General features: G+C 66.6%; 16 protein-coding genes. 12 read left to right on the top strand and 4 right to left on the bottom strand.

Annotation, left to right across the window (positions count from 1 at the left end; translation table 11 throughout):
- Positions 1–184: 184 nt before the first annotated feature.
- The gene (locus E3T50_RS01215; RefSeq protein ID WP_134550199.1) at positions 185–6,829 is read left to right on the top strand and encodes an OmpL47-type beta-barrel domain-containing protein; all 6,645 of its coding nucleotides are present in this window, start codon (positions 185–187) and stop codon (positions 6,827–6,829) included.
- A 13-nt stretch (positions 6,830–6,842) separates the two neighbouring features.
- Here E3T50_RS01215 and E3T50_RS01210 read toward each other — a convergent pair whose 3' ends face one another.
- Positions 6,843–7,361 carry a DUF3515 family protein gene (locus tag E3T50_RS01210; protein WP_198417918.1) on the bottom strand — a complete coding sequence of 173 codons (519 nt, stop codon included), beginning with the start codon at positions 7,359–7,361 and terminating at the stop codon, positions 6,843–6,845.
- 24 nt (positions 7,362–7,385) lie between these two features.
- On the opposite strand from E3T50_RS01210, the gene thiL reads away from it, so the two are divergent.
- Positions 7,386–8,417, top strand: a complete 1,032-nt coding sequence (gene thiL / locus E3T50_RS01205; RefSeq protein WP_134550198.1) for a thiamine-phosphate kinase — start codon at positions 7,386–7,388, stop codon at positions 8,415–8,417.
- Positions 8,418–8,450: 33 nt separating this feature from the next.
- Here thiL and rsmD read toward each other — a convergent pair whose 3' ends face one another.
- A complete protein-coding gene (gene rsmD, locus E3T50_RS01200) occupies positions 8,451–9,032 on the bottom strand; it encodes a 16S rRNA (guanine(966)-N(2))-methyltransferase RsmD (protein WP_134464855.1) in 582 nt (193 codons plus the stop codon).
- Positions 9,033–9,127: 95 nt separating this feature from the next.
- Here rsmD and E3T50_RS01195 point away from each other — a divergent pair, with 95 nt between their 5' ends.
- The 10 genes from E3T50_RS01195 (at position 9,128) to smc (ending at position 23,206) form a co-directional block, all read left to right on the top strand.
- Positions 9,128–11,374 carry an ATP-dependent DNA helicase RecG gene (locus tag E3T50_RS01195; RefSeq protein ID WP_134550197.1) on the top strand — a complete coding sequence of 749 codons (2,247 nt, stop codon included), beginning with the start codon at positions 9,128–9,130 and terminating at the stop codon, positions 11,372–11,374.
- Between the two features lie 64 nt (positions 11,375–11,438).
- The gene (gene coaD / locus E3T50_RS01190) at positions 11,439–11,927 is read left to right on the top strand and encodes a pantetheine-phosphate adenylyltransferase (protein WP_134464853.1); all 489 of its coding nucleotides are present in this window, start codon (positions 11,439–11,441) and stop codon (positions 11,925–11,927) included.
- A 119-nt stretch (positions 11,928–12,046) separates the two neighbouring features.
- Positions 12,047–13,063, top strand: a complete 1,017-nt coding sequence (locus E3T50_RS01185) for an AAA family ATPase (RefSeq protein ID WP_241990719.1) — start codon at positions 12,047–12,049, stop codon at positions 13,061–13,063.
- Positions 13,064–13,077: 14 nt separating this feature from the next.
- Positions 13,078–14,448, top strand: a complete 1,371-nt coding sequence (locus tag E3T50_RS01180; RefSeq protein WP_166784168.1) for a DUF58 domain-containing protein — start codon at positions 13,078–13,080, stop codon at positions 14,446–14,448.
- A complete protein-coding gene (locus tag E3T50_RS01175; protein WP_134550194.1) occupies positions 14,441–16,840 on the top strand; it encodes a transglutaminase TgpA family protein in 2,400 nt (799 codons plus the stop codon). The genes E3T50_RS01180 and E3T50_RS01175 overlap by 8 nt, the downstream gene beginning before the upstream one ends.
- Positions 16,841–16,877: 37 nt before the next feature.
- Complete coding sequence (locus tag E3T50_RS01170) at positions 16,878–17,450, top strand: YceD family protein (protein WP_370289396.1); 573 nt, start codon at positions 16,878–16,880, stop codon at positions 17,448–17,450.
- Positions 17,451–17,452: 2 nt separating this feature from the next.
- Positions 17,453–17,656: a 50S ribosomal protein L32 gene (gene rpmF / locus E3T50_RS01165; protein ID WP_105036395.1), complete on the top strand. Its 204-nt coding sequence runs from the start codon at positions 17,453–17,455 to the stop codon at positions 17,654–17,656.
- A gap of 61 nt (positions 17,657–17,717) precedes the next feature.
- Positions 17,718–18,410, top strand: coding sequence for a ribonuclease III (gene rnc / locus E3T50_RS01160; protein ID WP_134550193.1), 693 nt, complete (start codon positions 17,718–17,720; stop codon positions 18,408–18,410).
- A 10-nt stretch (positions 18,411–18,420) separates the two neighbouring features.
- A complete protein-coding gene (mutM, locus tag E3T50_RS01155; RefSeq protein WP_134550192.1) occupies positions 18,421–19,332 on the top strand; it encodes a bifunctional DNA-formamidopyrimidine glycosylase/DNA-(apurinic or apyrimidinic site) lyase in 912 nt (303 codons plus the stop codon).
- A 364-nt stretch (positions 19,333–19,696) separates the two neighbouring features.
- On the top strand, positions 19,697–23,206 hold the full coding sequence (smc, locus tag E3T50_RS01150; protein WP_134550191.1) for a chromosome segregation protein SMC: 3,510 nt from the start codon (positions 19,697–19,699) through the stop codon (positions 23,204–23,206).
- A gap of 113 nt (positions 23,207–23,319) precedes the next feature.
- On the opposite strand, the gene fdxA is transcribed toward smc, so the two are convergent.
- Both fdxA and E3T50_RS01140 read right to left on the bottom strand, forming a co-directional pair.
- Positions 23,320–23,649, bottom strand: coding sequence for a ferredoxin (gene fdxA, locus E3T50_RS01145; RefSeq protein WP_134550190.1), 330 nt, complete (start codon positions 23,647–23,649; stop codon positions 23,320–23,322).
- Entirely contained in the window at positions 23,646–25,040 is a 1,395-nt protein-coding gene (locus E3T50_RS01140; RefSeq protein WP_134550189.1) for an FAD-dependent oxidoreductase, read from the bottom strand. Before E3T50_RS01140 ends, fdxA begins: the two co-directional genes overlap by 4 nt.
- Positions 25,041–25,063: the final 23 nt, after the last annotated feature.

The raw sequence follows: 25,063 nt of genomic DNA, 5'->3' as shown, positions 1-25,063 counted from the left end.
GGACCACGCCCGACGCTGCAACGGGCGAGATCGTCCCGTCGACGGCTGTGCGCGTCCGGCGCGCGGCCGGCGGCCGTCAGCCCCGGGGGCACGAGCCCCAAACGGGGCATTGTTCCACGGGTGAGAAAAAGTAAGACTGTGGCGGTGGCGGTGGACCCGAACATCCGCGTCGCGGGAGGCTTCCATGCGCACTGCCACGATCGCTGCTACATCCCCCAGTCAAAGCGGCCGTCAGCAAAGTCGTGGGTGGCTCGCCCGGGCCGCAGTTCTCGGGCTCGTGTTGGGCATGCTCAATGCGGCGCCGGCCTTCGCCTCGAGTGTTTCGAGTGCAGTTTTCACCGGCGGCACGGGCAGCGCCCTGGTCGGCGGAACCCTCTACGCCCGGCAGGGAACGGCGCTCACCCTCACCGTCGACACGAGCAGTGATACGAAATGTGTTGAGGTGGCCGGCACTGCCCTGAACATCACATCAACCTCGCTGACCGGCAAGACGCGGTGGACCTTCGCGACCGTCGCCGGCGCGGGCGAGGGTGCACAGGCCGCCACCGCCGCCGCCTCCCCCAACGTCAATGCGCAGGGCAAGTGCACAGGTCCTTCCTCCTCGATGCAGGCCGCTTTCGCCCTCGACAACACCGGTCCGATCGTCACTGCGGGCCTCTCTCCAGCCGCCAACGCGGCCGGCTGGAACAAGGCCAACGTCACCGCCGCCTGGTCGGCAACGGATGCGGGTTCCGGCGTCGCCTCCGGCCCCGCCCCGGAAACCGCGAGCGTGAGTGCCAACACCAGCGGTGACCTCAAAACCGCTACGGCTACCGACCGCGTCGGCAACACCAGCAGCGGTTCCGCCACCGTCAAGCTCGACAAGACCAACCCGGTTGTCAGTGGCTCTCGCGCCCCGGCAGCCAACGCAGCCGGCTGGAACAACTCGAACGTCACCGTCTCGTTCGGCTGCACCGATGCCCTCTCGGGCATCAAGACTTGCACCGGCAGCGGGAGCGTCCTCGTCTCGGCCGAGGGTGCCAACCAGTCTGTCAGCGGAACCGCGGTCGACAACGCCGACAACTCGGGCACCGGCAGCGTCGACGGCATCAGCATCGACAAGACTGCACCGGCCCTGAGCGGCTTGCCCACTTCGACCGCGAACGCAGCCGGCTGGTACAACGGCAACGTCTCGGTCGCCTGGAGCGCCGCCGACGGGTTGTCCGGCCTCGCCGGTCCGGTCCCGTCGAACAGCACGATCATGGGCGAAGGCAGTGGCCTCCACGCATCCAAGGTCGTGAGCGACCTGGCCGGCAACACGATCGCCGCGGACAGCTCCCCGGTGGACATCGACCGTACCGCCCCGACAACCGGAATCAGCGGCGCTTCGAAGGGCTGGAGCAACGGCACCGTCACCGTCACGCTCTCGCCGAGCGACAACCTCTCGGGTGTGGCGACGACCCGGTACTCGATCGACGGCGGCAGCACCGTCAGCGGCACGGCCCTTCAGCTCTCGAGCGAGGGTGACCACAGCATCAGCTACTTCAGCACTGACAAAGCGGGCAACACCGAGGCCGCACAGACCGCACGCGTGAAGATCGACAAGACCGCCCCTACCATCGGCCACTCCTTCACGCCCCTGGGATACCTCGACGGCGCCTGGACCAACCAGAACGTCACGGTCACCTTCGACTGCGCCGACTCCGGCTCCGGCGTCGCTTCCTGCACACCGCCAGCAATCCACAGCGCCGAGGGAGCGGCCCAGCAGGTCACCGGCACAGCAACCGACAACGCCGGCAACACCGCCACCGACACGGCGGTGCTCAGCATCGACAGAAGCGCCCCGAGCCTCGCGGCCGCAAGCGACCGGGCCGCCAATGGCGCCGGCTGGTACAACGACTCGGTCACCGTGAACTTCACGGCGAGTGACGCCTTCTCCGGTATAACAAACGCCCCCTCCGCACAGGTGCTCGGCGAGGGAGCCAACCAATCTGCGGCGGGAACCGCCACCGACGCCGCCGGCAACTCCACGAGCGTGAGCGTCACCGGCATCAACATCGACACGACCGCACCGGTGCTGAGCACCGCCTATCCACACGGCTGGACCACCACCGACGTGGCCGTGACCTGGACCTGCACCGACGCCCTCTCCGGCGTCGCCACCGGGCCGACCAACGACACCGTCAGCGGAGAAGGCGCAAACCTGTCCTCGAGCGCGACCTGCACCGACACGGCCGGCAACACCGCATCCGTCACCGTTTTCGGAATTCAGATCGACCGCGCGTCGCCGACGACGACCGCGACCGTGCCGGCTCCGCCTGCGAGCGGCTGGTACGCTGACGCCGTCGACGTGACCCTGACCGGGCTGGACGCCCTCTCCGGCATCGCGACGACGAGCTACACCGTCGACGGCGGCGCGACCCAGGAGTACACCGGCCCCTTCGCCTTCGCCCTGCGCGGCACACACGTCCTGAGTTTTTGGAGCACGGATGTTGCCGGTAACGCCGAAGACTCCATCGTCAACAGCCTGAACCTCGAGATCGACGGGAACGCCCCCACGACCACCGTCATCAACCCGATTTCACCGGCGAGCGGCTGGTTCGTCACGAGCGGCATCCCGGTCGCCTTCGACGCGAGCGACGCAGAGTCGGGAATCGCCGGCACCTACTACACGATCGACGGCGGCGACACTCTGCTGTACGGTGAACCCTTCACCGAGAAGCTCTCGCTCGGCCTGCACACGATCGCCTACTGGAGCGTCGACCTCGCCGGCAACGTTGAGGCTACCCGCACAACCGAGGTCTGGGTCGACACCGTGCGGCCGAGCATCAGCGTCCTCGCGTCCCCCGAAGCCAATGGCTATGGCTGGAACAACACCGCCGTCGATGTGGCTTTCAGCTGCAGCGACGCGAACTCGGGCATCGATTCGCTCGTCGACTGCGGCCCAGGCGTCATTCTCGGTGCCGAGGGTGCCGACCAGGTCGCCACCGGCACGACAGCCGATGTGGCCGGCAACGTGAACTCCGCCACGGTGGAGAACATCAGCATCGACCTGACGGATCCGAGCCTCTCGGGTGCCGCAACGACCCCCGCCAATGGTGCCGGTTGGTACCAGGATGACGTCACCGTCGCCTGGACCGCCGCCGACGCTCTCTCCGGCATCGCAGTCGCGGACACCCCCGACGACAGCACGATCACCGGAGAAGGCGACCAGCTCTCAGCCGAGGCGACCGTCTCCGACCGGGCTGGAAACACGGCTGCGGCGACGGTGACCGGCATCAAGCTCGACCGCACCGCGCCGGTCGTGACCGGGGCTCCGACGGCCGCCCCCAACGCGGCCGGCTGGTACCGCAGTCAGGTCGTCGTCGATTTCGCCTGCACCGACGCACTCTCGGGAGTGGCCTCCTGCCCCATCAGCAGGGTCATCGCCGGCAACGGCGCAAACCAGGGCATGACGAGCGCCCCCGCCACTGACCTGGCCGGCAATACCAGCGTGGGCACGACTGTGCACGGCATCAACGTCGACGGCGCCGCGCCGAGCACAAGCGCCGACAACCGCTGCACCGCGGTCAACGACTATTGCACCCGCGCAACCGCCGACGTGGTGCTCTCCGCTGACGATCAGGACGGCCTGTCCGGGGTCGCCGAACTGCACTACGCGCTCGATCACGGCACTGAACAGGTGGTCACCGGGTCCACCGCAACCGTGAGCGTTCCGCTCAACGGAAGCGGCGCGGCATCCGTCAGCTTCTGGGCGGTCGATCACGCGGGCAACGTCGAAACCGCTCAGGCGGTCGCCCTCAAGTGGGACAACATCGCGCCGACGCTCTCGCACCTGGTCTCGCCCGCCCCCAACGCCACCGGTTGGAATCGCGACGACGTCACCGTTACCTTCACCGCGACCGACGACGATCTCGGCTCCGGGATGGCGGACGTCACCGCACCACAGAACGTCTCGACCGAGACGCTCGGCCTGCCGGTGAACGGTTCCGCCACCGATATTGCCGGAAACGTCGGCACCGACTCGGTCACCGTCAAACTGGACAAGACGGCCCCGACCATCAGCGGCGCGATCGTGAGCGGCACGATCGGCAGCAACGGCTGGTATCTCGGACCGGTGACGGTGCACTTTAGCTGCGCCGACGCCCTCTCCGGACTGGCCACCTGCCCGGACGATGTCACACTCACCGACAACGGTGCGAACACGGCCTCCGGCACTGCTCGTGATATCGCCGGCAACCCGGCGACGGCCACGGTGACCGGCATCAGCATTGACCAGGAGCTGCCGAGCACAAGCGCGCTCGTTGAGGGTCCGCTCTCCGACAACTGGTACACCGGCACCGTGGTACTGACCCTCAGCGGGCACGACCTCACCTCCGGTGTCGCCGTGACGACCTACAGCGTCGACGGAGCCGAAACCCAGAGTTACAGCGAGCCGATCAGCATCAGCAGCCAGGGCGCTCACAGCATCGAATACTGGAGCACGGATGTTGCCGGTAACGTCGAAACTTCGACCAGCGTCGGGTTCACCATCGACAGCATCGCTCCGGTCACGACACTGACCGACCCGGTCTCGCCGGCTAGCGGCTGGTTCCAGAGCAGTGACATTCCGCTCACCGTGGCGGCCACGGATGCTGAGTCGGGCGTCGAGGGAACCTACTTCACGATCGACGGCGGCGCCCCGCAGACCTACCTCGAGGCGCTCACCATGCAACTGCCCACTGGCAGCCACGAGATCGGCTACTGGAGTGAGGACTTCGCCGGAAACCTCGAGGCCACACGCACCACCGTGGTGAAAGTGGACACCGTGCTTCCGACCATTGCCGGCACGGCAAGCCCGACCGCCAACAGCTTCGGCTGGAACAACAGCAACGTCGACGTGACCTTCGCCTGCACTGACACCAACTCTGGCATCGCCGGTTGCGGACCCGACACCACGGTCGGCAACGAAGGTGCCGGCCAGTCGGTTCGCGGCGACGCGATCGACGTGGCAGGCAACACCGGCTTCGCCACGGTCGAGAACATCAGGGTCGACAAGACCGCCCCGAGTCTCAGCGGCGCCGCCACGACGGATTCCAACGGGGCCGGCTGGTACCGCGGAGACGTCACTGTCGCGTGGACCGGCACGGATGGGCTGTCGGGGATCGACGAGGCCGACAAGCCAGCGAACAGCGTGATCGACGGCGAAGGCAGCGATCTGGGCGCCTCGGCGACCGTGTCGGACCGGGCCGGAAACGGCGCCGGGGCATCCGTCACCGGAATTCGGATCGACCGCACCACACCGACCCTGAGCGGTGCGCCGACGACCAACCCGAACACCTTCGGCTGGTATCGCAGCCAGGTTCTCGTGGACTTCAGCTGTTTCGACGCCCTCTCCGGCGTCGCGCACTGCCCGAGCAGCCTCATCTTCGCAAATGACGGCGCGAACCAGTCCGCCACGAGCACCACCGCGGGTGACCTGGCCGGCCACGAGAGCGCCGCTGCGGTAGTGAGCGGCATCAACGTGGACGGCACCGCTCCCAGCAGCACCGCGAACAACGTCTGCACGCTCGTGAACGACTTCTGCACCGGATCGACCGCAACCGTCACCGTGAGCGGCGTCGACCAGGTCGGGTTGTCCGGCGTGAGAGAGCTGCACTACTCGATCGACGGCGGCGCCGAGCAGGTGGCGATGGGATCGACCAAGACCCTGAGCGTCCCGCTCGATGGCAGCGGGGTCGGCACCGTGCGCTACTGGGCGGTCGACTACGCCGGCAACACCGAGGCAGCCAATGCGGTGTCCCTCAAGTGGGACAATATCGCGCCGACCGTCACGCACGGCTTCAGCCCCGCGGCCAACGCCAACGACTGGAACAACAGCGACCTGACCGTGACCTTCACTGCCAGGGACGACGACTCCGGCTCGGGAATCGCCCGGGTCACGGACCCTGTGTACGTCTCGGTCGAAACCGCCGGTCGGCTCGTTGCCGGATCGGCAACTGACACCGCCGGAAACGTCGGCACCGACAGTGTGACCGTGAAACTCGACAAGACGGCACCGAGCATCAGTGCAGCAATCGCAAGCGGGGTGGTCGGCAGCAACGGCTGGTACCTCGGTCCGGTCAAGGTTCGCTTCAGTTGCGCAGACGCGCTTTCCGGGATCGCCACCTGCACCGACGACGTGACCCTCACCGCCAATGGAGCCAACACGGCCAACGGAGCGACGGCCGACAGAGCCGGCAACTCCGCGGCAACGGTGCTGTCCGGAATCAAAATCGACATGGAGGCGCCAAGCATCACATCTGTCAATGTGGCAGGCGGTTTCTACACCCTCGGCGCTGTGCCGGCGGTGACCTGCAGTGCGAGCGACAGCTTCTCTGGGCTACTCGGAACCTGCGCGGTCACCGTGACCGGAGGCACTCCGAACGGTGTCGGCACCTTCCGTTATACCGCGACCGCGATCGACAGCGCTGGCAACACCTCGGTCTCTCGCGGGAGCTACAAGGTGGTCTACCGCTTCGACGGATTCCTGCAGCCGATCAATGACACGGCCCACCAGGTCGGCGTCGCAACCAGCGTGTTCAAGGGTGGAAGCACGGTTCCGGTCAAATTCCAGCTGAAAACGGCCAGCGGGACGGTCGTCTTGTCGAGCTCCGCACCGAAGTGGCTGACACCGGATCAGGGTTCGGCCATGTCGCTGCCGGTCGATGAATCGCTGTACACGGCTGCGGCGGACAGCGGCAGCTCGTATCGCGGCGACGGCGGCCAGTACATCTATAACTGGAAAACCGGTACGGGCGGGCACTACTACCGCATCGGCGTCCTGCTCGACGATGGCCAGGCTTACTTCGTCAACATCGGACTGCGCTAAATCCGCCCGCGGGTCAGGGGGCGGTCGTGGCCCCGTCGGTGGGCAGCTGCACGTCCTCGGCGCCGACGCAGGCACTGGTAGCCGGCACGTACCCGACCGCGTTTGCGACGTCGATGAGTGCGGTCGACCCGCTCACCGCTGCCGAGTCGATCACGATCTCGATGGCCGGGTCGCGACCATACGTCGTGTAGCGATAGGTCGGGGCGTCGGAGTCGTCCTCGATCCAGTCGATGCCGTTGATATTCAGGCATGGCAGCGTCGTGGGCGCTGGTACCGTCACGCCGCAGTGCAGGAGGACGGCGGCGGGGTCGCCCCACGCGCCGGTGGCTTGGGCGTTCGTCTCCCGTGACGCCTGATCGGCGACGGTGGACGGCAGGTGCACGATGACATCGGCGCACGCGACGTCGGTGGCGTTGGTGGCCGGGGTCAGCGGCACGGCGGCGGCGCAGCCGGCGAGCATAAGCGAACCGGCGAGCATGGTGACGATGGCGGCAAAGCGGAGCGGGGCTGGGCGCAGGAATGGGTGAGACATCGTATTCAGGCTACCGTTTCTTACATGACCCCTGCTGCGGATGTCCCGCGTTCGCCATCCACATCTACCGAAACTCTCGCCGACCTGAGCGAGGGGGCCGTGCTCGGGCGGATCTTTCCCCGACTTCCGGCCGCAGCGGCCGAACTGCTGGGGCCCGGCGATGACGCGGCGGTCATCTCTGCACCCGACGGACGTTTCGTGGTGACAACCGACATGATGATTCAGGGCCCTGATTTTCGCCTCGCCTGGTCGACACCGCACGACCTCGGCTGGAAGGCCGCGGCAACCAATCTCTCCGATGTCGCCGCGATGGGCGCCCGCCCGACCGCTCTCGTCCTGGCGATCGCCGCACCACCGTCGACGCCCGTGTCGGTGCTCGAGGGCATCGCTGACGGGCTGCGCGACTGCTGCGAGGCTCTCGCTCCCGGCTGCGGCGTGGTCGGAGGCGACCTCTCAGCCTCCGACGCCCTCACCCTCGCCGTGACGGCCTTCGGCGACTTAGAGGGTCGTGCACCCGTGTTGCGCTCGGGGGCACGCCCCGGAGACACTGTGGCGCTCTCCGGGCGGCTCGGCGATGCCGGAATCGGGCTTGAACTGCTGTTCCGGCTGGGTGTAGACGCCGATGGAGTGCCCGACCTCGAGCGTGCCAACGCCCTCAAGCTCACGCACCCCGCCGAGGTCGCCGCCCAGCTCACCCCGGTGCCGCCGATTGCGAGCGGACCGATTGCGGCCCTCGCCGGGGCTACCGCCATGCTCGATGTCTCTGACGGCCTCGCCATCGACGCGGGACGCATCGCGAGGGCCAGCGGAGTCGGCATCGATTTCGACTCCGCCTGCCTGGGGGAGCGCATCGAGGTCGCCCTCGGTGGTGGTGAAGACCACGGGCTGCTCGCCACTTTTGCGCCAGACTCCGCTCTACCGCCCGGCTTTCGCCGTCTCGGCACGGTCACCGCGGCATCCGCTTCGGTCCGTGCCGGAACGATCACCGTCGACGGTGCGCCACACGACCAGAGCGGATGGGATCCCTACCGTGGCTGGGACGGCGCCGCCGGATAGTGCACGTCGACCGGCGCCGCACTGGCGGCCCAGCTACAACGTGGGCTGTTCGGTGGGGGAGGCATACCAGACGGTCGTGTCGCCGTAGTCCTTACGGCGCTCGAGCACGAGCTGGGTGCCCCAGTTCGGCTCGGGCGAGCGCGAGCTTCGCTCCAGCACCACGAGGGCGTCCTCGGCCAGCAGCGGAGCGAGTGCACCCAAATTGTTCCCCAACTCAACCTCAGTGAGGTCGTAGGGCGGGTCGAGGAACACGACGTCGAAGCCGTCTTTGGTCGCCCCCAGAAACGACTGCACGGCCTGCGACGACACCGCAATCTTCAGCTCGGTACCCTTCGGAGCTGACCGCTGCACCGCCTCTGCGTTCTTGCGGCACATGGCCGCTGCGCCATAACTGTTCTCGACGAGGGTCACGACCCGCGCCCCGCGGCTGGCCGCCTCAAGCCCCAACGCGCCCGATCCGGCATACAAGTCCAGAACGCGCATACCGTGCAGCGCATCCCGCGATTCGAGTGCGGAGAAGATAGCCTCTCGGACCCGATCACTGGTCGGCCGGGTGCCCGACTTGGGAACAGCCAGGGTCAATGAGCCGGCAAACCCGGAAATAATTCGCGTCATAACCCTTCGAGCCTAGCTTCCCGCTGTGTACCAGCCCTCGACAGCTCTCCCAATCGCAGCATCACCATGTCAGAGGCGCGGTTTACGATGGAATCATGTCCGATTCGAGTGCTGCCGGTGGCCCCGAATTCGATGGTGTCGAACTGCCAGCGCCCCAAAGCGAACCGCTCAGTCTCGACACGCCCTTGAAAAAGGCGCTCAGTGCGCCCCAGGCGACGGCGCTGTCCAAGGCTTTCGCCATGCACACCGTCGGCGATCTGCTCAGCCATTACCCGCGCGGCTACGCCGACCGCGAGGTGCTGCGGCCCCTGAATCAAATCACGCCCGGCGCCAACGTCACGGTCATCGCCGACATCATGTCGGTGCACGAGAAGCGCATGTCGTCGAGGCCGGGCACGATTGTCGAGGTGGTGATCTCCGACGGTGGAGGCGAGTTCACCCTCACTTTCTTCGGCAAAAACAGTCAGGAATGGCGCCTCAAACAATTGCGGCCCGGTTTACGCGGCAGTTTCTCCGGCAAGGTGCGCATGTACAAGGGCGAGAGCCAACTGGCGAATCCGTCTTACAAAACCTTCGAAAGCGAAGAAGAAGAGGCTCGCGACGATCCGTCCCTGCTGCTGCGGCGCAAGCCTCTTATCCCGATTTACGCGGCAACGGCCGCGGAGACCAGCTGGAACCTGCAGACGATGATCGACCGGGTGCTCCGGCGCGTTGGTACTCTGCCCGACCCCGTTCCCGACGATCTCCGCGCCGAACACGGCTTGCTCAGCCACACCCAGGCCATCCGCTGGATTCACAGCCCGGATGATGAAGAACAATGGATGGCAGCCCAGGACACCCTGCGGTTCACCGAGGCCTGGGTGCTGCAGTGCGCCCTCCTGCAGCGGCACAGTCTGGCTCGGGAGCGCCGTACGCGGCCGCGCGTTCCGACGCCCGGCGGGTACCTCGAACGTTTCGACGCGGCACTTCCCTTTGTGCTCACGGTCGACCAGGAGATCTGCGCGGTCGAAATCGCCACCGACATGGCCCAGTCCGGCCCCATGAACCGACTGCTGCAGGGCGAGGTCGGCTCGGGTAAGACCGTCGTCGCGCTGCGAGCCATGCTCGCCGTGGCCGACAGCGGCGGCCAGACGGCCCTGCTGGCACCGACCGAGGTGCTTGCCGGGCAACACCTGAGGTCGATCACCACCCTGCTCGGCCCCGATCTCGCGGCCGAACTCATGCCGACGCTGTTGACCGGCAAGCTGCCCGTTGCGCAGAAACGCAAGGCGCTGCTGCGCACCGTGTCGGGCCAATCACGAATCGTGATCGGTACCCACGCCCTGCTCAGCGACACCGTGACCTTTTTCGACCTCGGTCTGATCGTGATCGACGAGCAGCACCGATTCGGTGTCGACCAGCGTGAAACCCTCCGGCTGAAAGGTGCCGAACCACCCCACGTGCTCGTCATGACCGCCACGCCGATACCGCGCACCATTGCCATGACCGTGTTTGGCGACCTCGACGTGAGCACCATCCGCATGCTGCCGGCCGGGCGCCAGGGCATCACCAGCATCGTCGTACCGCTGGCCGACCACCCGAACTGGTTTCAACGGATCTGGACCAAGCTCGCCGAAGAGCTTGCTCTCGGACGGCAGGGTTTTGTCGTCTGCCCGGCTATTTCCCCCGCTGAGCGTGAAGAAGGCTCGGAAGACGAGACGGCACCATCGCCCGATGACGAGAAGACACCGCTCGCCAACGTGGACACCGTGCACGAGAAGCTTCGCGGATTCCTGCCGTTGGCCGGATACCGTATCGAGGCCCTGCACGGGCGCATGACGAGCGACGAGAAAGATCGCATCATGCGCTCATTCGCCGCGGGTGAGATCGATGTTCTCGTTGCAACCACGGTCATCGAGGTCGGTGTGGACGTGCCCAACGCTTCGGCCATGGTCGTGCTCGACGCTGACCGGTTCGGTGTCTCGCAGCTGCACCAGTTGCGCGGCCGCGTCGGGCGGGGCGGCGTGCCCGGGCTGTGCTTGCTGGTCACCAACGCCCGGCCGGGGTCGCCGGCCCGACAGCGCATCGGCGACGTCGCCGCGACCCTCGATGGTTTTGTGCTTGCCGAACTCGACCTCGCCCTGCGCCGAGAGGGCAACGTGCTCGGTGATCTGCAATCCGGAGACGGCTCAAAACTGCGCTTTCTGCGGGTGGCGGTCGACGGCGACATGATCGCCGAGGCGCGGCAAGCTGCCTATCACCTGGTGACCAATGATCCGGACATCCGCACCAACCCGCCCCTGCGCGAGGCGATCGCGCGCCGGCTGAACGACTCCGAACGCACGTGGCTCAACAAAGGTTGAATATGTCAGCTCCAAGCGGATGCACCGGGCAGCACCGCGCAGCCTGTGGCAGTAGGGTGTGTTCATGCGCAGGATCGCCGTTGTCCCTGGATCATTTGACCCCGTCACGCTGGGCCACTTGGACGTGATCGATCGTGCCGCCGGCCTGTTCGACGAGCTCCACGTCCTCGTGGTGCACAACCCCGACAAATCCGCCCTGCTACCGATCAGCCAGCGCGTGTCGCTGCTGGAACAGGCCATCAAAGAAGCCGGGCTCCCGACCAACATTGTCGTCGCCAGCTGGAGCATGGGTTTGCTGGTGGATTATTGCCTGGACGTCGGTGCGAGTGTCCTGGTGAAGGGCATCCGCTCGCAGGTTGATGTGGCCTACGAGACGCCGATGGCGATTGTCAATCGCAATCTGGCCGCGGTAGAAACGGTCTTCCTGCTGCCCGATCCGGCCAACGCCCACGTTTCCAGCTCGCTGGTGCGCCAGGTTGCCGGACTCGGCGGCGATGTCTCGCCCTACGTGCCCAGGGCCGTGGCCGAATATTTGGAGCGTTCACGCGTATGAACCTCAACCCGATTCGCTCCAACGCGGAACTGGCGTCGGTTCCGTCTGCCGACGCTGCGCCGTTCAAGGGAGTGTCGGCCGTTGACCTCAGCGAGCTGCAAGCCGCTGGGCGCGCAATCATGCGCAATATCGAGACGGTCATCGACGGCAAACATGACGCCGTGAAAATCGCTCTGACCGTGCTGCTGGCCGAGGGGCACCTTCTGATCGAGGACGTACCCGGTGTCGGCAAGACCATGCTAGCCAAGGCCCTCGCCCGGTCCGTTGACTGCACGGTCGGACGAATTCAATTCACCCCCGACCTGCTGCCCTCCGACGTGACCGGAGTGTCGGTGTTCAACCAGGCCGAGCGCCGATTCGAGTTCAAACCGGGCCCCGTCTTCGCCAACATCGTCATCGGCGACGAGATCAACCGGGCGAGTCCGAAAACCCAGTCAGCGCTGCTGGAATCGATGGAGGAACGCCAGGTCACCGTCGACGGCGTCACCTACCCGCTCGCCCTGCCCTTCACCGTCATCGCCACCCAAAACCCAATCGAGATGGAGGGCACCTATGCTCTCCCGGAAGCGCAACGGGACCGGTTCATGGCGCGTATCTCCATGGGCTATCCCGACACGGAGTCGGAACTAGCGATGCTCGACTCGCGCGACACCAACAGCCCGCTCGCACTGATCTCGGCCGTGGTGTCGGGGGAGGACCTGCGCAACATGATGCACGCGGCACGAGCGGTCTTCGCCTCCAGTGCGGTCAAGGAGTACGCGGTCAATCTGGTGCGGGCCACCCGCGACGACCGCGACCTGCGCCTCGGTGCCAGCCCGCGTGCGACTCTGCAGCTGATTCGTGCGGCGAAGGCGCAGGCCGCGTTGAGCGGTCGGGACTACGTGCTGCCCGACGATATCGACTCGCTCGCCGTGGCCGTGCTGGGGCATCGGCTGGTGCCCACCAGCCGGGCGTTGGGGCACCACCACCAAGACAGTGGACCCGTGATCGATGACATCGTGCGGCGAATCCTGGCCGACACTCCCGTGCCGATCGGCAGCGGTGCATCGGCTCGATCCGGAGCGGTGCCGTCCGTAGCGCAGTCGCCGGTGCACGCTGTCCCGCCTCGGCCAGTGAGTTCCACCGGGCAGTCGTAGCCATGAAGCGCCGGGTGAGAGGTTCGGGGCAGGTAGCCAGTACCGACTGGTTTGAGCGTGTGGCTGCCCGATTCGCCACGCGGCTCACCCTGCGCGGGGTGGTCTTCCTGGCAGCCGGAGCCGTCTTGTTCGCCAACGCGATTTTGATCAACAGCCGCGACATTCTGTTCGTGGCCAGCCTCCTGATCATGGCGCCGCTCGTCGCCGCCGGTTACGTCTCACTCCGCCCGGCGCGGGTCGAGGTCACGCGCGTCTTTCGGCCGCCGATCGTGCCGGTCAGCGGCGAGACCGTCGTTTCTCTGCAGCTGCGCAATCTCTCGGCGACACCGCTCGGCGGCGCTTCGTGGGCCGACACCTCGCCGCCAGGCATTGAGGCGCCGCCAGCGGTCATTCTTCCGTTCGTGAGCCGAAACGGCGCAACCGGCGACAGCGTACGCCTGGAATATTCCATCGTGCCGCGCCACCGCGGCGTCTACGACGTCGGTCCGCTGCGCGTGTCACGTCAAGACCCGTTCGGCTTCGCCCGCAGCGACCGAAACGCCGGAACACCCCACGACCTGATCGTGACGCCACGGGTGACGCCATTGCCCGGCAGCGGCCTCGCCCAGACCAGCAATGACGGTTCGATCCGAGAACTGGTTCGCCAGGCAACCCCCACCTCCGACGAGCTCATTGCCCGCGAATACCGCCCGGGCGACGCCCTGCGCCGCGTGAACTGGCCGGCCACAGCCCGGCATGGCGAAATCATGGTGCGGCAGGAGGAACAGCGCAGCAATCCGGAGGCGCGCATGGTGCTCGACACCACCCTGGCCGGCGCGGCCGGCCTGGGTGCCGGGCATGTCCCACCACATCTCGTGGCCGCATTCGAAGTCGAGATCGATCTGGCAGCATCCGTTGGTGTGCACCTGCTCGACGCCGGTTACCGCCTCGAGGTGATCGAGCTGGGCGCCAGCCAGCTGCTGCCGAGCCACCAACAGACCCTGGGCGGGCTGCACGGCGATGTGCCAGCCAGTTTTCGCGCCCCCGGCGGCGACCGCGCACTGCTCGAGGCCCTCGCAGGCGTGGTTCCGGTACCGTGGCCGAGCCGCAGCGTTCGTCTGGCCGCTTCACGCCGGGCGCCGGTGCGCGCTGCCCTGCGTGGCGCGCAACAATCTCTGCCGACGTTCGCGATGCTCGTAAGTGTGTCCGAAGCGGATGTCGACGACCTGGTGCACCTCGCCCGTCACTGCGAGCCCGCCGTCGCATTCGTGCAGCGCACCGTCAGCGGTATCGCCCGAGAACGTCTGCAGGACGCCGGCTGGCGCTGTCTGGAGCTTGCCACGGCCGACGACCTCGAAGATGCGTGGAACAACGTGAGCGGGGATCGAGGTGCCGGTCATGACTAGCGTGGCCACCAAGCGGGCACCGGCCGCGGATTCGCTGGCGACGCCGACCGCGGCACGCCCCAGCGGTCCGGCGCGCCGTCGGCAGGGCGGGCGTGATGCCGCGCTCTGGCCGCTGGCCCTCAGCCTGTTGTTGTTGCTCCTCATCAGCTGTGCTGCACTGGGGCCGCTGCTTCGAGGCAGCGCCTGGTGGTGGGTCTGCGCGATGGTCGGCGCCGTCGTGCTGATCGGCGCGGCGCTGTTTCGCCGCCTTGGGCTGCCGCGCGCGGTCATCCCGGTCGCGAACTCCCTAATGCTGGTCGGCGCGATGACGTTGTTATTCGCTGGCGGCACCGGCCTGTTCTGGCTCATTCCGACATCGCAAACCATCGGTGTGTTCGGCGGGTTGATCACTGACGGTGGGGCCTCGATCGCCCAGCAGAGCACGCCGGCCGAAGTGACCCTCGGTATCCTCTTTCTGCTGGCCGGCGGCACCGGACTGATCGCTATTTTCATGGACCTGCTCGCTCTGACGCTGCGCTGGCCCGCCCTCGGCGCGGCGTTCGCACTCGTACCGCTCCTGGCGCCGGGCTTCGTCATCGACGATGGGGCCGATATCGCCACTCTCGTCGTGGCCGCGATCGCATTTTTGTTGCTGTTGCGGGTTGACGTGTACGTGCGTCGCACGCAGGCGGCCAGGCATCCGCCGACCGGTGCGGGCGCGCCGCGCGCCTACCGGCCGGAGCGGTCGCGTGGCCCCGGTGCGATCGGGGGAGCACTCATGGTGGGAGCCCTGACCATCGTGGGTGCGCTGATTTTGAGCGCGGTCGCCCCGTCGTTTAGCGCAGGAGGCCTGGTCACGGCCCGGCCCGGCGGTTTATTGTTCGGCAGCGGGGTGAGCCCCATGATCAATCTGGGGCAAGACCTGCGCCGGCCCAAGGCCGGACCAGCCTTTCACTACACCTCGACCGGCACCGAGCAACCCTATTTCACCCTGCTCACCCTCGACGAGGTCATTGGACTGACCTGGACGGCACGCATCGACGGCGCCGACACCCGCAATACCGTCGACGACATTGCGAGACCGTTCGGTCTCGACGCCAGTGTGGAGACCGAGGAGGCATCGGCCTCGGTCGTGATCGACGGCGTCAACAGCCATTGGCTGCCCGCACCGGCCCGCGCCACCAGCATCGACGGGCTGTCCGGCAGCTGGTATTGGGACAGCCGCACCCGGGCGATCGCGAGCACCACCGCGAGCACCCTCAACCAGAAGTACACGGTGTCATCGTTAGAAATCAAGCCCACCGCCGACCAACTGCGTGTCTCCGGCACCGACTACCCGGCGAGCGTTATCGGCAATCTGCAACTCCCAATCGATCCGCCGCCGATCATCGAGGAGACGGCACGGCAGGTGACGGCGGGCGCCACGTCGAGCTACGACGCCGCAATTGCCATGCAGAAGTATCTGCGCAGCAGCGCCTTCACCTACGACACCGACGCACCCGTTGAAGACGGTTATGACGGAGGCGGGGTCGACGTCATCGGAGCGTTCCTGAAGGCCAAACGCGGTTACTGCGTGCATTTCGCCTCCGCTATGGCCGCGATGGCACGCACCCTCGGCATTCCTTCGCGGGTTTCGCTCGGTTATCTGCCCGGGGTCAAATCGCAGGATCTCGCGCAGGGTCTCGGACAGTACAACGTTGATTCGCACGACCTGCACGCCTGGCCGGAGCTGTATTTCGTCGGTATCGGCTGGGTGAAATTCGAACCGACCCCCGGCCGCGGCACCGTACCCAACTACGAGCAGACAGCGGATGCCGGCACGCCGACGACCGTACCCGGTGCGCCCGGCGCTCCGAGCGCCCCCGGCCTCAGCGCCGACCGGCTGGCCGACGATTCCGCCCTCGAACGCCAAACGGCAGTGCGGAGCACAGACTCCGCCTATCTGCTGGGCGTCGTCGGGGTCAGCGCACTGGGATTGGTGCTGCTGCTTGTGCCCGGCGGGGCAAGACGGATGCTGCGTCGCACGCGGGTGCGCCGCATCCGTTCCAAAGACGCCGGCGGGGTCCTGGCCTGGACTGAACTGCAGCACACCAGCCTCGATCACGGCATACCGGTACCGATTACCGAAACTCCCCGAGCCTTCGCCGGGCGCCTGGAGAGACTCGGAAGGCTCGATCCGGCGTCGTCGCAGGCACTTGAACGGGTGCTCCTGGCGTTGGAGCGCTCGCGGTTCGACCGGTCGCATGCGTGGGTAGAAACCCTGGCCGACGATCTGACCCTGGTGCTGCGGGCGCTGCACGCGAACGCGAGCGTCGGCATCCGCTTGCGGGCCACGTTCGCGCCCACCTCATTGTTCGCCGCCCTGGGGACGGTGCTGCGCGGAGAGCGTCGCGCGCGCGCGATGTCTCCCTGAACGGAGCACCCACGCGCAGCGCGTACAATTCATGACCGTGACTAAGTTCAAGAAGACGCCGTACACGCTCGACGTGCGTGACCTCATCAACCGGCCGGGCACCATGCAGGAACGCCACCTCGACATTGTGGTGCCCGACGACCTCGGCGCTGGCCTCGTGGCCGTGAAAGCCGGGTCGACCCTGTCGACCGAGCTGCGCCTCGAGGCGATGCACGAGGGAATCCTGGTGAGTATCGAGGTGTATGCGCGAGCTCTCGGCGAGTGTGGTCGGTGCCTCAAAGACATCGACCTGCCTGTTCGAGTTCAGTTTGCCGAGCTTTTCGGTTATCCTCAGGAGGAAGCCTTCGAGTTTGAGATTTTGGACGACCATGTCGATTTGGAATCTTTGATCCGGGACGCGGTAGTGTTATCACTTCCGTTCCAGCCAGTATGTCGGCGGGATTGCCCTGGTCTTGACAGTGAGACCGGGCAGCCGCTTGCCGAACTACCGGAACTCGTTTCCGACGATGCGCCCGATCCCCGGTGGTCAGCGCTTGCGGGGTTCACGGCTTCCACAGACAAAGACATGGGTGTCCACACCCATGTTTCAGACAGCAGAGAAGAGAAGTAGTCATGGCAGTTCCGAAGCGCAAGATGTCGCGTTCCAACACCCACTCGCGTCGCGCGCAGTGGAAGGCCACGCCTCCCACCCTCGTGAAGACCATGGAGGGCGGCAAGGTCGTCTACAGCCTGCCGCACCGCGCCAAGGTTGTCACCGACTCCACCGGCACCCCGATGTTCATGGAATACAAGGGCCGTAAAGTCGCCGACATCTAACACACCTCTTCTCGATCGGCCGGAACTGGGCCGATGAAGCTGTATTGATGAAAATGTGTCGATGAAAAGTGTGAACACCGAGCGGTCGCCACTGCTGGCGACCCTCGGTGTGCAGATTGAACCGGTGATTTTGGAGCTTGCTCTGACCCACCGGTCTTTTGCGTACGAAAACGGTGGCATTCCCACCAATGAGCGCCTGGAATTCCTCGGTGACTCGATTCTGGGCCAGGCCGTCACGGTGATGCTGTATCGCACCTACCCTGCCCTCGACGAGGGCCACCTCGCCAAGCGTCGGGCCAGTCTGGTGTCGACGGCCGCGCTCGCCCAGATCGCCCGCGGTCTGGGCCTGGGTGAGCACATTCGCCTCGGTCGTGGTGAAATCCTGACCGGGGGGCGTGACAAGGCGTCCATCCTGGCCGACACCGTGGAAGCGCTCATCGGCGCGACCTATCTCGATGCCGGCGGGGACGTTGCCACGGCGTTCGTGCTGCGCCTGATCCAGCCACTTCTGGCCGAACCAGGCCACTTCGGTGTGTCGATGGACCCGAAAACGAGCCTGCAGGAGCTCGCCGCGAGTGTGGGCGTCGGCATCCCCGTCTACACGATCGAAGCCAGCGGCCCCGATCACTCCAAGGAGTTCGTCGCGACCGTCACCGTCGGCTCGGCAGTGACCGCCCAGGGCGTTGGCCCGAGCAAGAAGTTCGCCGAGATGGCCGCGGCCCGCGACGCCATCGACCGGCTCAACGCGCTCTAACCTCGCGGTCATGCCAGAACTACCCGAAGTCGAGGTCGTGCGCGCCGGTTTGCAGCCGGCTGTCACCGATGCCCGGGTCACCGGCGTCGAAATCTTCGACGAACGCTCCCTGCGCCGGCACGTGCCGGCATCCGGGTTGTTCGCTGACCAGCTGCGCGGGCGCCGCATTCTCGCCGCCGTGCGTCGCGGTAAGTTTCTGTGGCTTCCCCTCGACAGCGGGCGGGCACTGGTGATCCACCTCGGCATGAGCGGCCAGGTGCTGCTGCGCACACCGGGAGCTGCGTTGGATCGCTTGTTGCGTATCCGCTTGACGCTCGAGCACCCAAGCCACGGCGAACTGTGGGTCAATTTCGTTGACCAGCGCATCTTCGGCAGCATGGCCGTCGACGCCATGAGCCCGACCAGCGACGGACTGCCGGCCGGCTATTCGGGAACGGTCGAAGCGGATGCCGCCTGGCAGCACCGTATTCCGTCGCAAGTGGCGCACATTGCCCGCGACCCGATTGACCCGTCGTTTTCTTCGAACCTTTTCTTCGCCGCCCTTGCGCGTAAGAACACCGGGATCAAGCGGGCACTGCTCGACCAGAACCTGATCAGCGGCATCGGCAATATCTACGCGGACGAAGCCCTGTTCGCCGCGCGCATCCACTATGAGCAGCCCGCCGCGTCGCTGTCGCCAGTGAAAGCTGTGGCATTGCTCGCGGCCGTACGCACCATTCTGCACCGCGCTCTCGCCGAGGGGGGCACGAGCTTCGATGCCCAGTACGTGAATGTGAACGGCCAATCCGGCTATTTTGCGCACAGTCTGGAGGCCTACGGCCGGCAGGGCACGCCGTGCTCGCGCTGCGGCACCCTGATCGTGCGCGAGCAATTCATGAACCGCGGCTCGCACTTCTGCCCACGCTGCCAGCGCCTCCGCTGACGGTTCCTACATTCGAGGACCTGGACGGCCCGCCGGATCCGATGGGGACGCCGCCGCGCCTTTCTACCGGCGGCCTCAGCGGGCTGCGGCGTCACACTGCTGTCGTCACACTGCTGTCGTCACGCTGCTGTCGTTGCGCTGCTGTTGTTGCGCTGCACTGAAGGTAGGTGTGGTGCGGCCCGGCGAACGCTGCCGTCTGCGGCGCCACAATCAGTCCGAAATCGGTCCAACGCTCGGCGATGATCGCTGCTGTGTGCGCCACACTTCGTGAGAAGCGGATGTCCCGGCTCCTGTCGGTGGGGCGCGGTACCGTTGGCTTAGCCCGGGCTTCGTCCTCGTGGCAGGCCGATCGAAAGGGTGCCCGTTGTATCTGAAGAGCCTCACCCTCAAGGGGTTCAAATCGTTCGCGCAGCCGACGACGTTCGCGTTCGAACCCGGAGTCACCTGCGTCGTCGGTCCAAACGGGTCGGGTAAGTCCAATGTGGTCGATGCCTTGGCCTGGGTGATGGGCGAGCAGGGCGTGAAAACGCTGCGCGGCGGCAAAATGGACGACGTCATCTTCGCTGGCACGTCGACCCGCGGCCCGCTCGGCCGGGCCGAGGTCATTCTCACCATCGATAACTCCGATGGCGCGCTGCCGATCGAGTACTCCGAAGTCACCATCTCGCGCACCCTGTTTCGCAACGGCGCGAGTGAATACGCTATCAACGGGCGGACCTGCCGGCTGCTCGACGTGCAGGAACTACTCAGTGACTCCGGTCTCGGCCGCGAGATGCACGTCATCGTCGGGCAGGGACAGCTCGATGCGGTACTGCGCGCCAGCCCGGAGGAACGCCGCGGCTTCATTGAAGAAGCAGCCGGCATTCTCAAACATCGGCGCCGCAAAGAAAAAACCCTGCGCAAGCTCGATGCCATGCAGATCAACCTCACCCGGCTGAGCGATCTCGCGGGGGAGATTCGCCGCCAGCTCAAGCCCCTCGGTCACCAGGCCGACATCGCCAGGGAAGCGCAGACCATCGCCGCCGTCGTGCGGGACGCCCGCGCCCGTTTGCTCGCCGACGACGTGGTCACGCTGAAGCTTGCGCTCGACGTGCACAATCGCACCGAGAGCGAACGGCATACCGAACGGGTCGTGCTGCAGGAGCAGTTCTCGCAGAAACAGGGGCGTTTGCGGCGGCTCGAGCTCGCTCAGGTCGACGATGCCGTCGATCTGGCCCGCCGCACCGGTTATGGCCTTGAATCGGTGCAGGAACGCCTGCGCGGCCTGTTCACCCTCGCCAACCAGCGGCTGGCCCTGCTGGGTTCGCAGGTCGAGGCGACCGGTCTCGTATCGAGTGTCACGCCCACCCTGCTGAAGGAGGCCGCGGCCGAGGTCGAGCAGTTGCGCGCGAGCATCGGGGTGGCCGGCATCGCCTGGAACAGCGCCCGCGCGCAGAGCGCGGCCGCCCGGTCGCGACTCGTCGCGGTCGACGAAGACATTTCGGCGCAGGCCGCGCTCATTTCCAGGCACGACCTCGAAATTTCCCACTTGACCGGCCAATCCGAGACGGCCGCGTCGCGGCTCGCGGCCGTGCGCGGCGAACAATTGCGGCAGCAGAATGCCCTCGACGCGGCGACCGACCGCAGCGAGAACGCGCGGGAGCAACTCGACCAGCTGCAGACCATAGCGCCGGCTGGTGCACCCGATTCGGTCGACCTGTCCGCAGCTTTCGCACTGGCGCAGGCCGCGGCGCACCGCGTTGAGGCCGCGGTGGAACGCCTGCGCGATGAGTTGCACCGGCACGAGCGGGACCGCGACACCCAAGCGGCCCGGCAGGGCGCGTTTTCCCTCGCGCTCGACCAGAAAGACGGCTCATCCGCCCTGCTCGACGCGCAGCCGGCAGGTATTCGCGGCCTGGTCGCCGACCATGTGCGGGTGCAGCCCGGTTTCGAAGCGGCGATCGCCGCCGCGCTCGGCTCCCTCGCCGACGCCGTGCTCGCCGAGAGTCGCTCCGCCGCCCTCGCTGCGATCGTGCAGGCCGAGCATGACGACTTCGGGCGCGTAGAACTGGTCCTGGCCGACGGCAAAGTGACCGCCGCACCGACCAATGATCTGGGTGCGCGGCCGGGTATCCGCTGGGCGACGTCGGTCGTCGACGGCCCGGCCGGGGTGCACGGACTGCTCGCCCAGACCGTTATCGCCGACGACCTCACCGTGGCCCGCGCCACAGAACTACCCGACGGCCTCACCGTCATCACGCTCACCGGTGAGGTACTGAGCCCCTGGGTTGTGCGCGGAGGATCCGGCGCGCGGCAGAGCAAGCTCGAACTCGTCGCCGAACGCGACACCGCCACCGAGAAGCTTGCGGCCGTCACCTCGCTGATCGAGCGCGTACGCGCCGATTTCACCGAACAGCGCACACTGCTGCAGGCGTACAAAGAGCAGTCGGTCAGCGCGCGCGCCGCACTGCGCGCCTTCGACACCCAACTCGCCGCGCACACCGAACGTCGCGGACGCCTTCTGGTACAGGCGGCTGCCGCCGACGCCGACGTCGACCGGGTCTCGGCCGCGCTGCAGCTGGCGAGCAGCGCTGTCGCCGAAGCCGGGGCCATCGCAGCCCAAGCCGGTGCCGCTCTCGTGGCCGCCCGGTCGCAGCCACGACCCATCCTCGACGCCACCGCGCGCGACGCGCTCGACACCGAACTCGAGGCGGCCCGCGAGACCGAGGTCGAGACCAGGCTGCAGGTGGAAACCGCCCGTGAACGCGTGCGCGCGGGCGAACTGCACGTGGTGACCATGACGCAGCAGCTCGAAGCTGACCGAACGGTCGCCGCCGCGGCGGCTCGTCGGGCCGTCATTCGCCGCCGACAGGTAGATTCCGCCTCCCGCGTCGCCGAGGCGCTTCCGGCCGTGCTCGCCGCGGTCGACCGCTCGGTCGCCGAGGCGCGGCTTCGTCTCGCCAGCGCCGAAGCGGAACGAACGAGCCAAAACACCGAGCTGCAGCAGTTGCGTCGTGATGAGAACACGCTGCGTGAGCGTCTCGCCTCGATCACAGAGAACGTGCACGTCCTCGAGCTTGAGATCTATGAGAAGAAGCTGCACCTCTCGGCCCTACTCGAACGGGCCGGCAGCGAATTGGGACTGACCGAAGACGTACTCGTCGGCGAATATGGGCCCGATCAGCTGATTACGCCCGATCGCGTCCGTTTCGATCGGGCCGAACAGCAGAAACGGTTTGTGGTCGCCGAACGCAAGCTCGGCCAGCTCGGCCGGGTCAACCCCCTCGCACTCGAAGAATTCGCGGCGCTCGAGCAGCGTCACCGGTTTCTCACCGAACAGCTCACCGACCTCACCGAGACCCGCAGCGACCTGCTCACCATCATCGCCGACATCGACGAGAAGATGCAGACCATCTTCTCGAACGCGTTCGACGACACCCGGGCAGCTTTCGCCGAGGTGTTCCCGGTGCTGTTTCCCGGCGGAAGTGGCAGCATCTGGCTCACCGACCCCGACGACCTGCTCGCGACCGGCATCGAGGTATCGGTGAAACCGGCCGGCAAGAAGATCGAACGTCTCTCGTTGCTCTCCGGTGGGGAACGCTCGCTCGCCGCCGTCGCGCTGCTGATCGCCATCTTCAAGGCTCGCCCGAGCCCGTTTTACATCATGGACGAGGTGGAAGCGGCCCTCGATGACGCCAATCTCGGCCGACTGTTGACCATCTTTGAAGACCTGCGCGAGACCAGCCAGCTCATCGTCATCACCCACCAGAAGCGCACCATGGAGATAGCGGATGCCCTCTACGGCGTCAGCATGCGGCACGACGGTGTTTCAGCCGTGATCGGCCAGCGCGTTGCGACGCGCGCTGGCCAGCGGGAGCCCGCTACCGCGAGCTAACCGTCCGGCGTCTGGGTGCCTGGCCCGCCAGCTTCTGACACGACTCGATCGCGGGCGGCTGCGATACCAGAATATGGCCGTGCATCCGGCGGCGCCCCGCAGCCCCTTTCGAGTCAGGCTGGCTCGGTGACCTGCGGCGCCAGCGCGGAGATGACGGGGTGGTCCTTGGCGAGCACGCCGACCTTGGCGGCTCCGCCCGGGGAGCCGATGTCGTCGAAGAATTCGACGTTGGCCTTGTAATAGTCGGCCCACTGCTCGGGCAGGTCGTCTTCGTAGTAGATGGCCTCGACCGGGCAGACCGGTTCGCAGGCTCCGCAGTCGACGCACTCGTCCGGATGGATATAGAGGGAGCGTTCACCCTCATAAATGCAGTCCACCGGGCATTCGTCGATGCAGGCACGATCTTTCACATCAACGCACGGAAGAGCGATCACATAGGTCACAGGGTCAGCAACGCTTCCGTGCGAGAGATCGAAACCTGTTCCGCGCGGGAGACGACCTTCACCCGTTCGCGACCCGGAGTGACCTCGTCAAGGCTGCCGAGCATCAGTTCGTGGGCATCGAGAGCCTGCCAGCCGGCCCAGGTCGTGAACTCCACCCCGCGTTCCTCGAGCAGTGCCAGGATTGCATTCGCCGTGCCCGCCCCCCCGGCGAACAGCACCGGCAGGTCGGCCACAAGCCGGGTCACGGTCTCGAGGGCGTCGCCCTTGGTGTGCCCGATGAGGCCGACCGGGCCGCGCTTGATCCACCCGGTGGCGTACAGTCCCGCGATCGCGTCGCCGGCCGCGTCGAGCACCCGCCCGCCGTCGTTGGGAATGACACCGCGCACGGCGTCGAACGGCACCTCGATGAGCGCGCTGCCCCGGTAGCCGATCGCGCGATAGACGGCCTGTACCGGGTAGTCGACGACCTGCCCGGTCGCCCGCACGCCGCCGTCTCCGGTGTGTTCGGTGCGTTCAAAACGGATGCCTTCCACCCGACCGTCTCCGTACACCTCGACCGGTGCGTGCAGAAAGTGCAGGTGCAGGCGACGCGAGGCGCCGAGTGGAGCCTTGGTGAGCCAGCCGTTCAGCGTGCGGGTCATGATCTTGACCTGGTTGTTGCTGGCGACGAGCTGTTCACTGTGCGAATCGGGTGTGAAATCCTCGGCATAGACCACGAGGTCGACATCGGGAATGTCGGCGAGTTCCCGGAGCTCGATCGGGGTGAATTTCACCTGCGAGGGCCCGCGACGACCGAATACGTGCACGTCGGTGACCGGAGATCCGGCGAGGCCGGCGTAGACCGAGGCGGGAATGTCGGTGGTGAGCAGGTCGTCGGCGTGCTTGGCGAGAATGCGGGCCACGTCGAGGGCGACGTTGCCATTGCCGATGACCGCCACGTCGGTTGCGTCGAGCGGCCATTCCAGGGGGACGTCGGGGTGGCCGTCATACCAGGAGACGAAGTCGGCGGCGCCGAACGACCCGGGCAGGTCGATGCCGGGAATGACGAGGGGGGCGTCGAGAATGGCGCCGGTCGCGAAAATGACCGCGTGGTAATGCTCGCGCAGATCGGTGAGGCTCAGGTCGGTGCCATACGTCACGTTGCCGATGAAGCGGATCGTGTCGGCGTCGAGCATCTCCTGCAACGATTTGACGATGCCCTTGATACGCGGGTGGTCGGGGGCGACGCCGTAGCGAATCAGCCCGTATGGTGCGGGCAACGCATCGAACAGGTCGATGGCCACGGTGTGGCCGGCCTCGACCACGAGCCGGTTCAGAATATTACCAGCGTAGATGCCGGCCGGGCCGGCGCCGATGATGGCGACACGCAGGGCAGAGGGAGCGGGGGTCATATTGTGCCTTTCAACAGCGCAAG

This window comes from Cryobacterium gelidum (genome assembly GCF_004403985.1).
In the GTDB taxonomy this organism is placed as follows: domain Bacteria; phylum Actinomycetota; class Actinomycetes; order Actinomycetales; family Microbacteriaceae; genus Cryobacterium; species Cryobacterium gelidum.
This window is presented reverse-complemented; position numbering and strand designations above follow the sequence as displayed.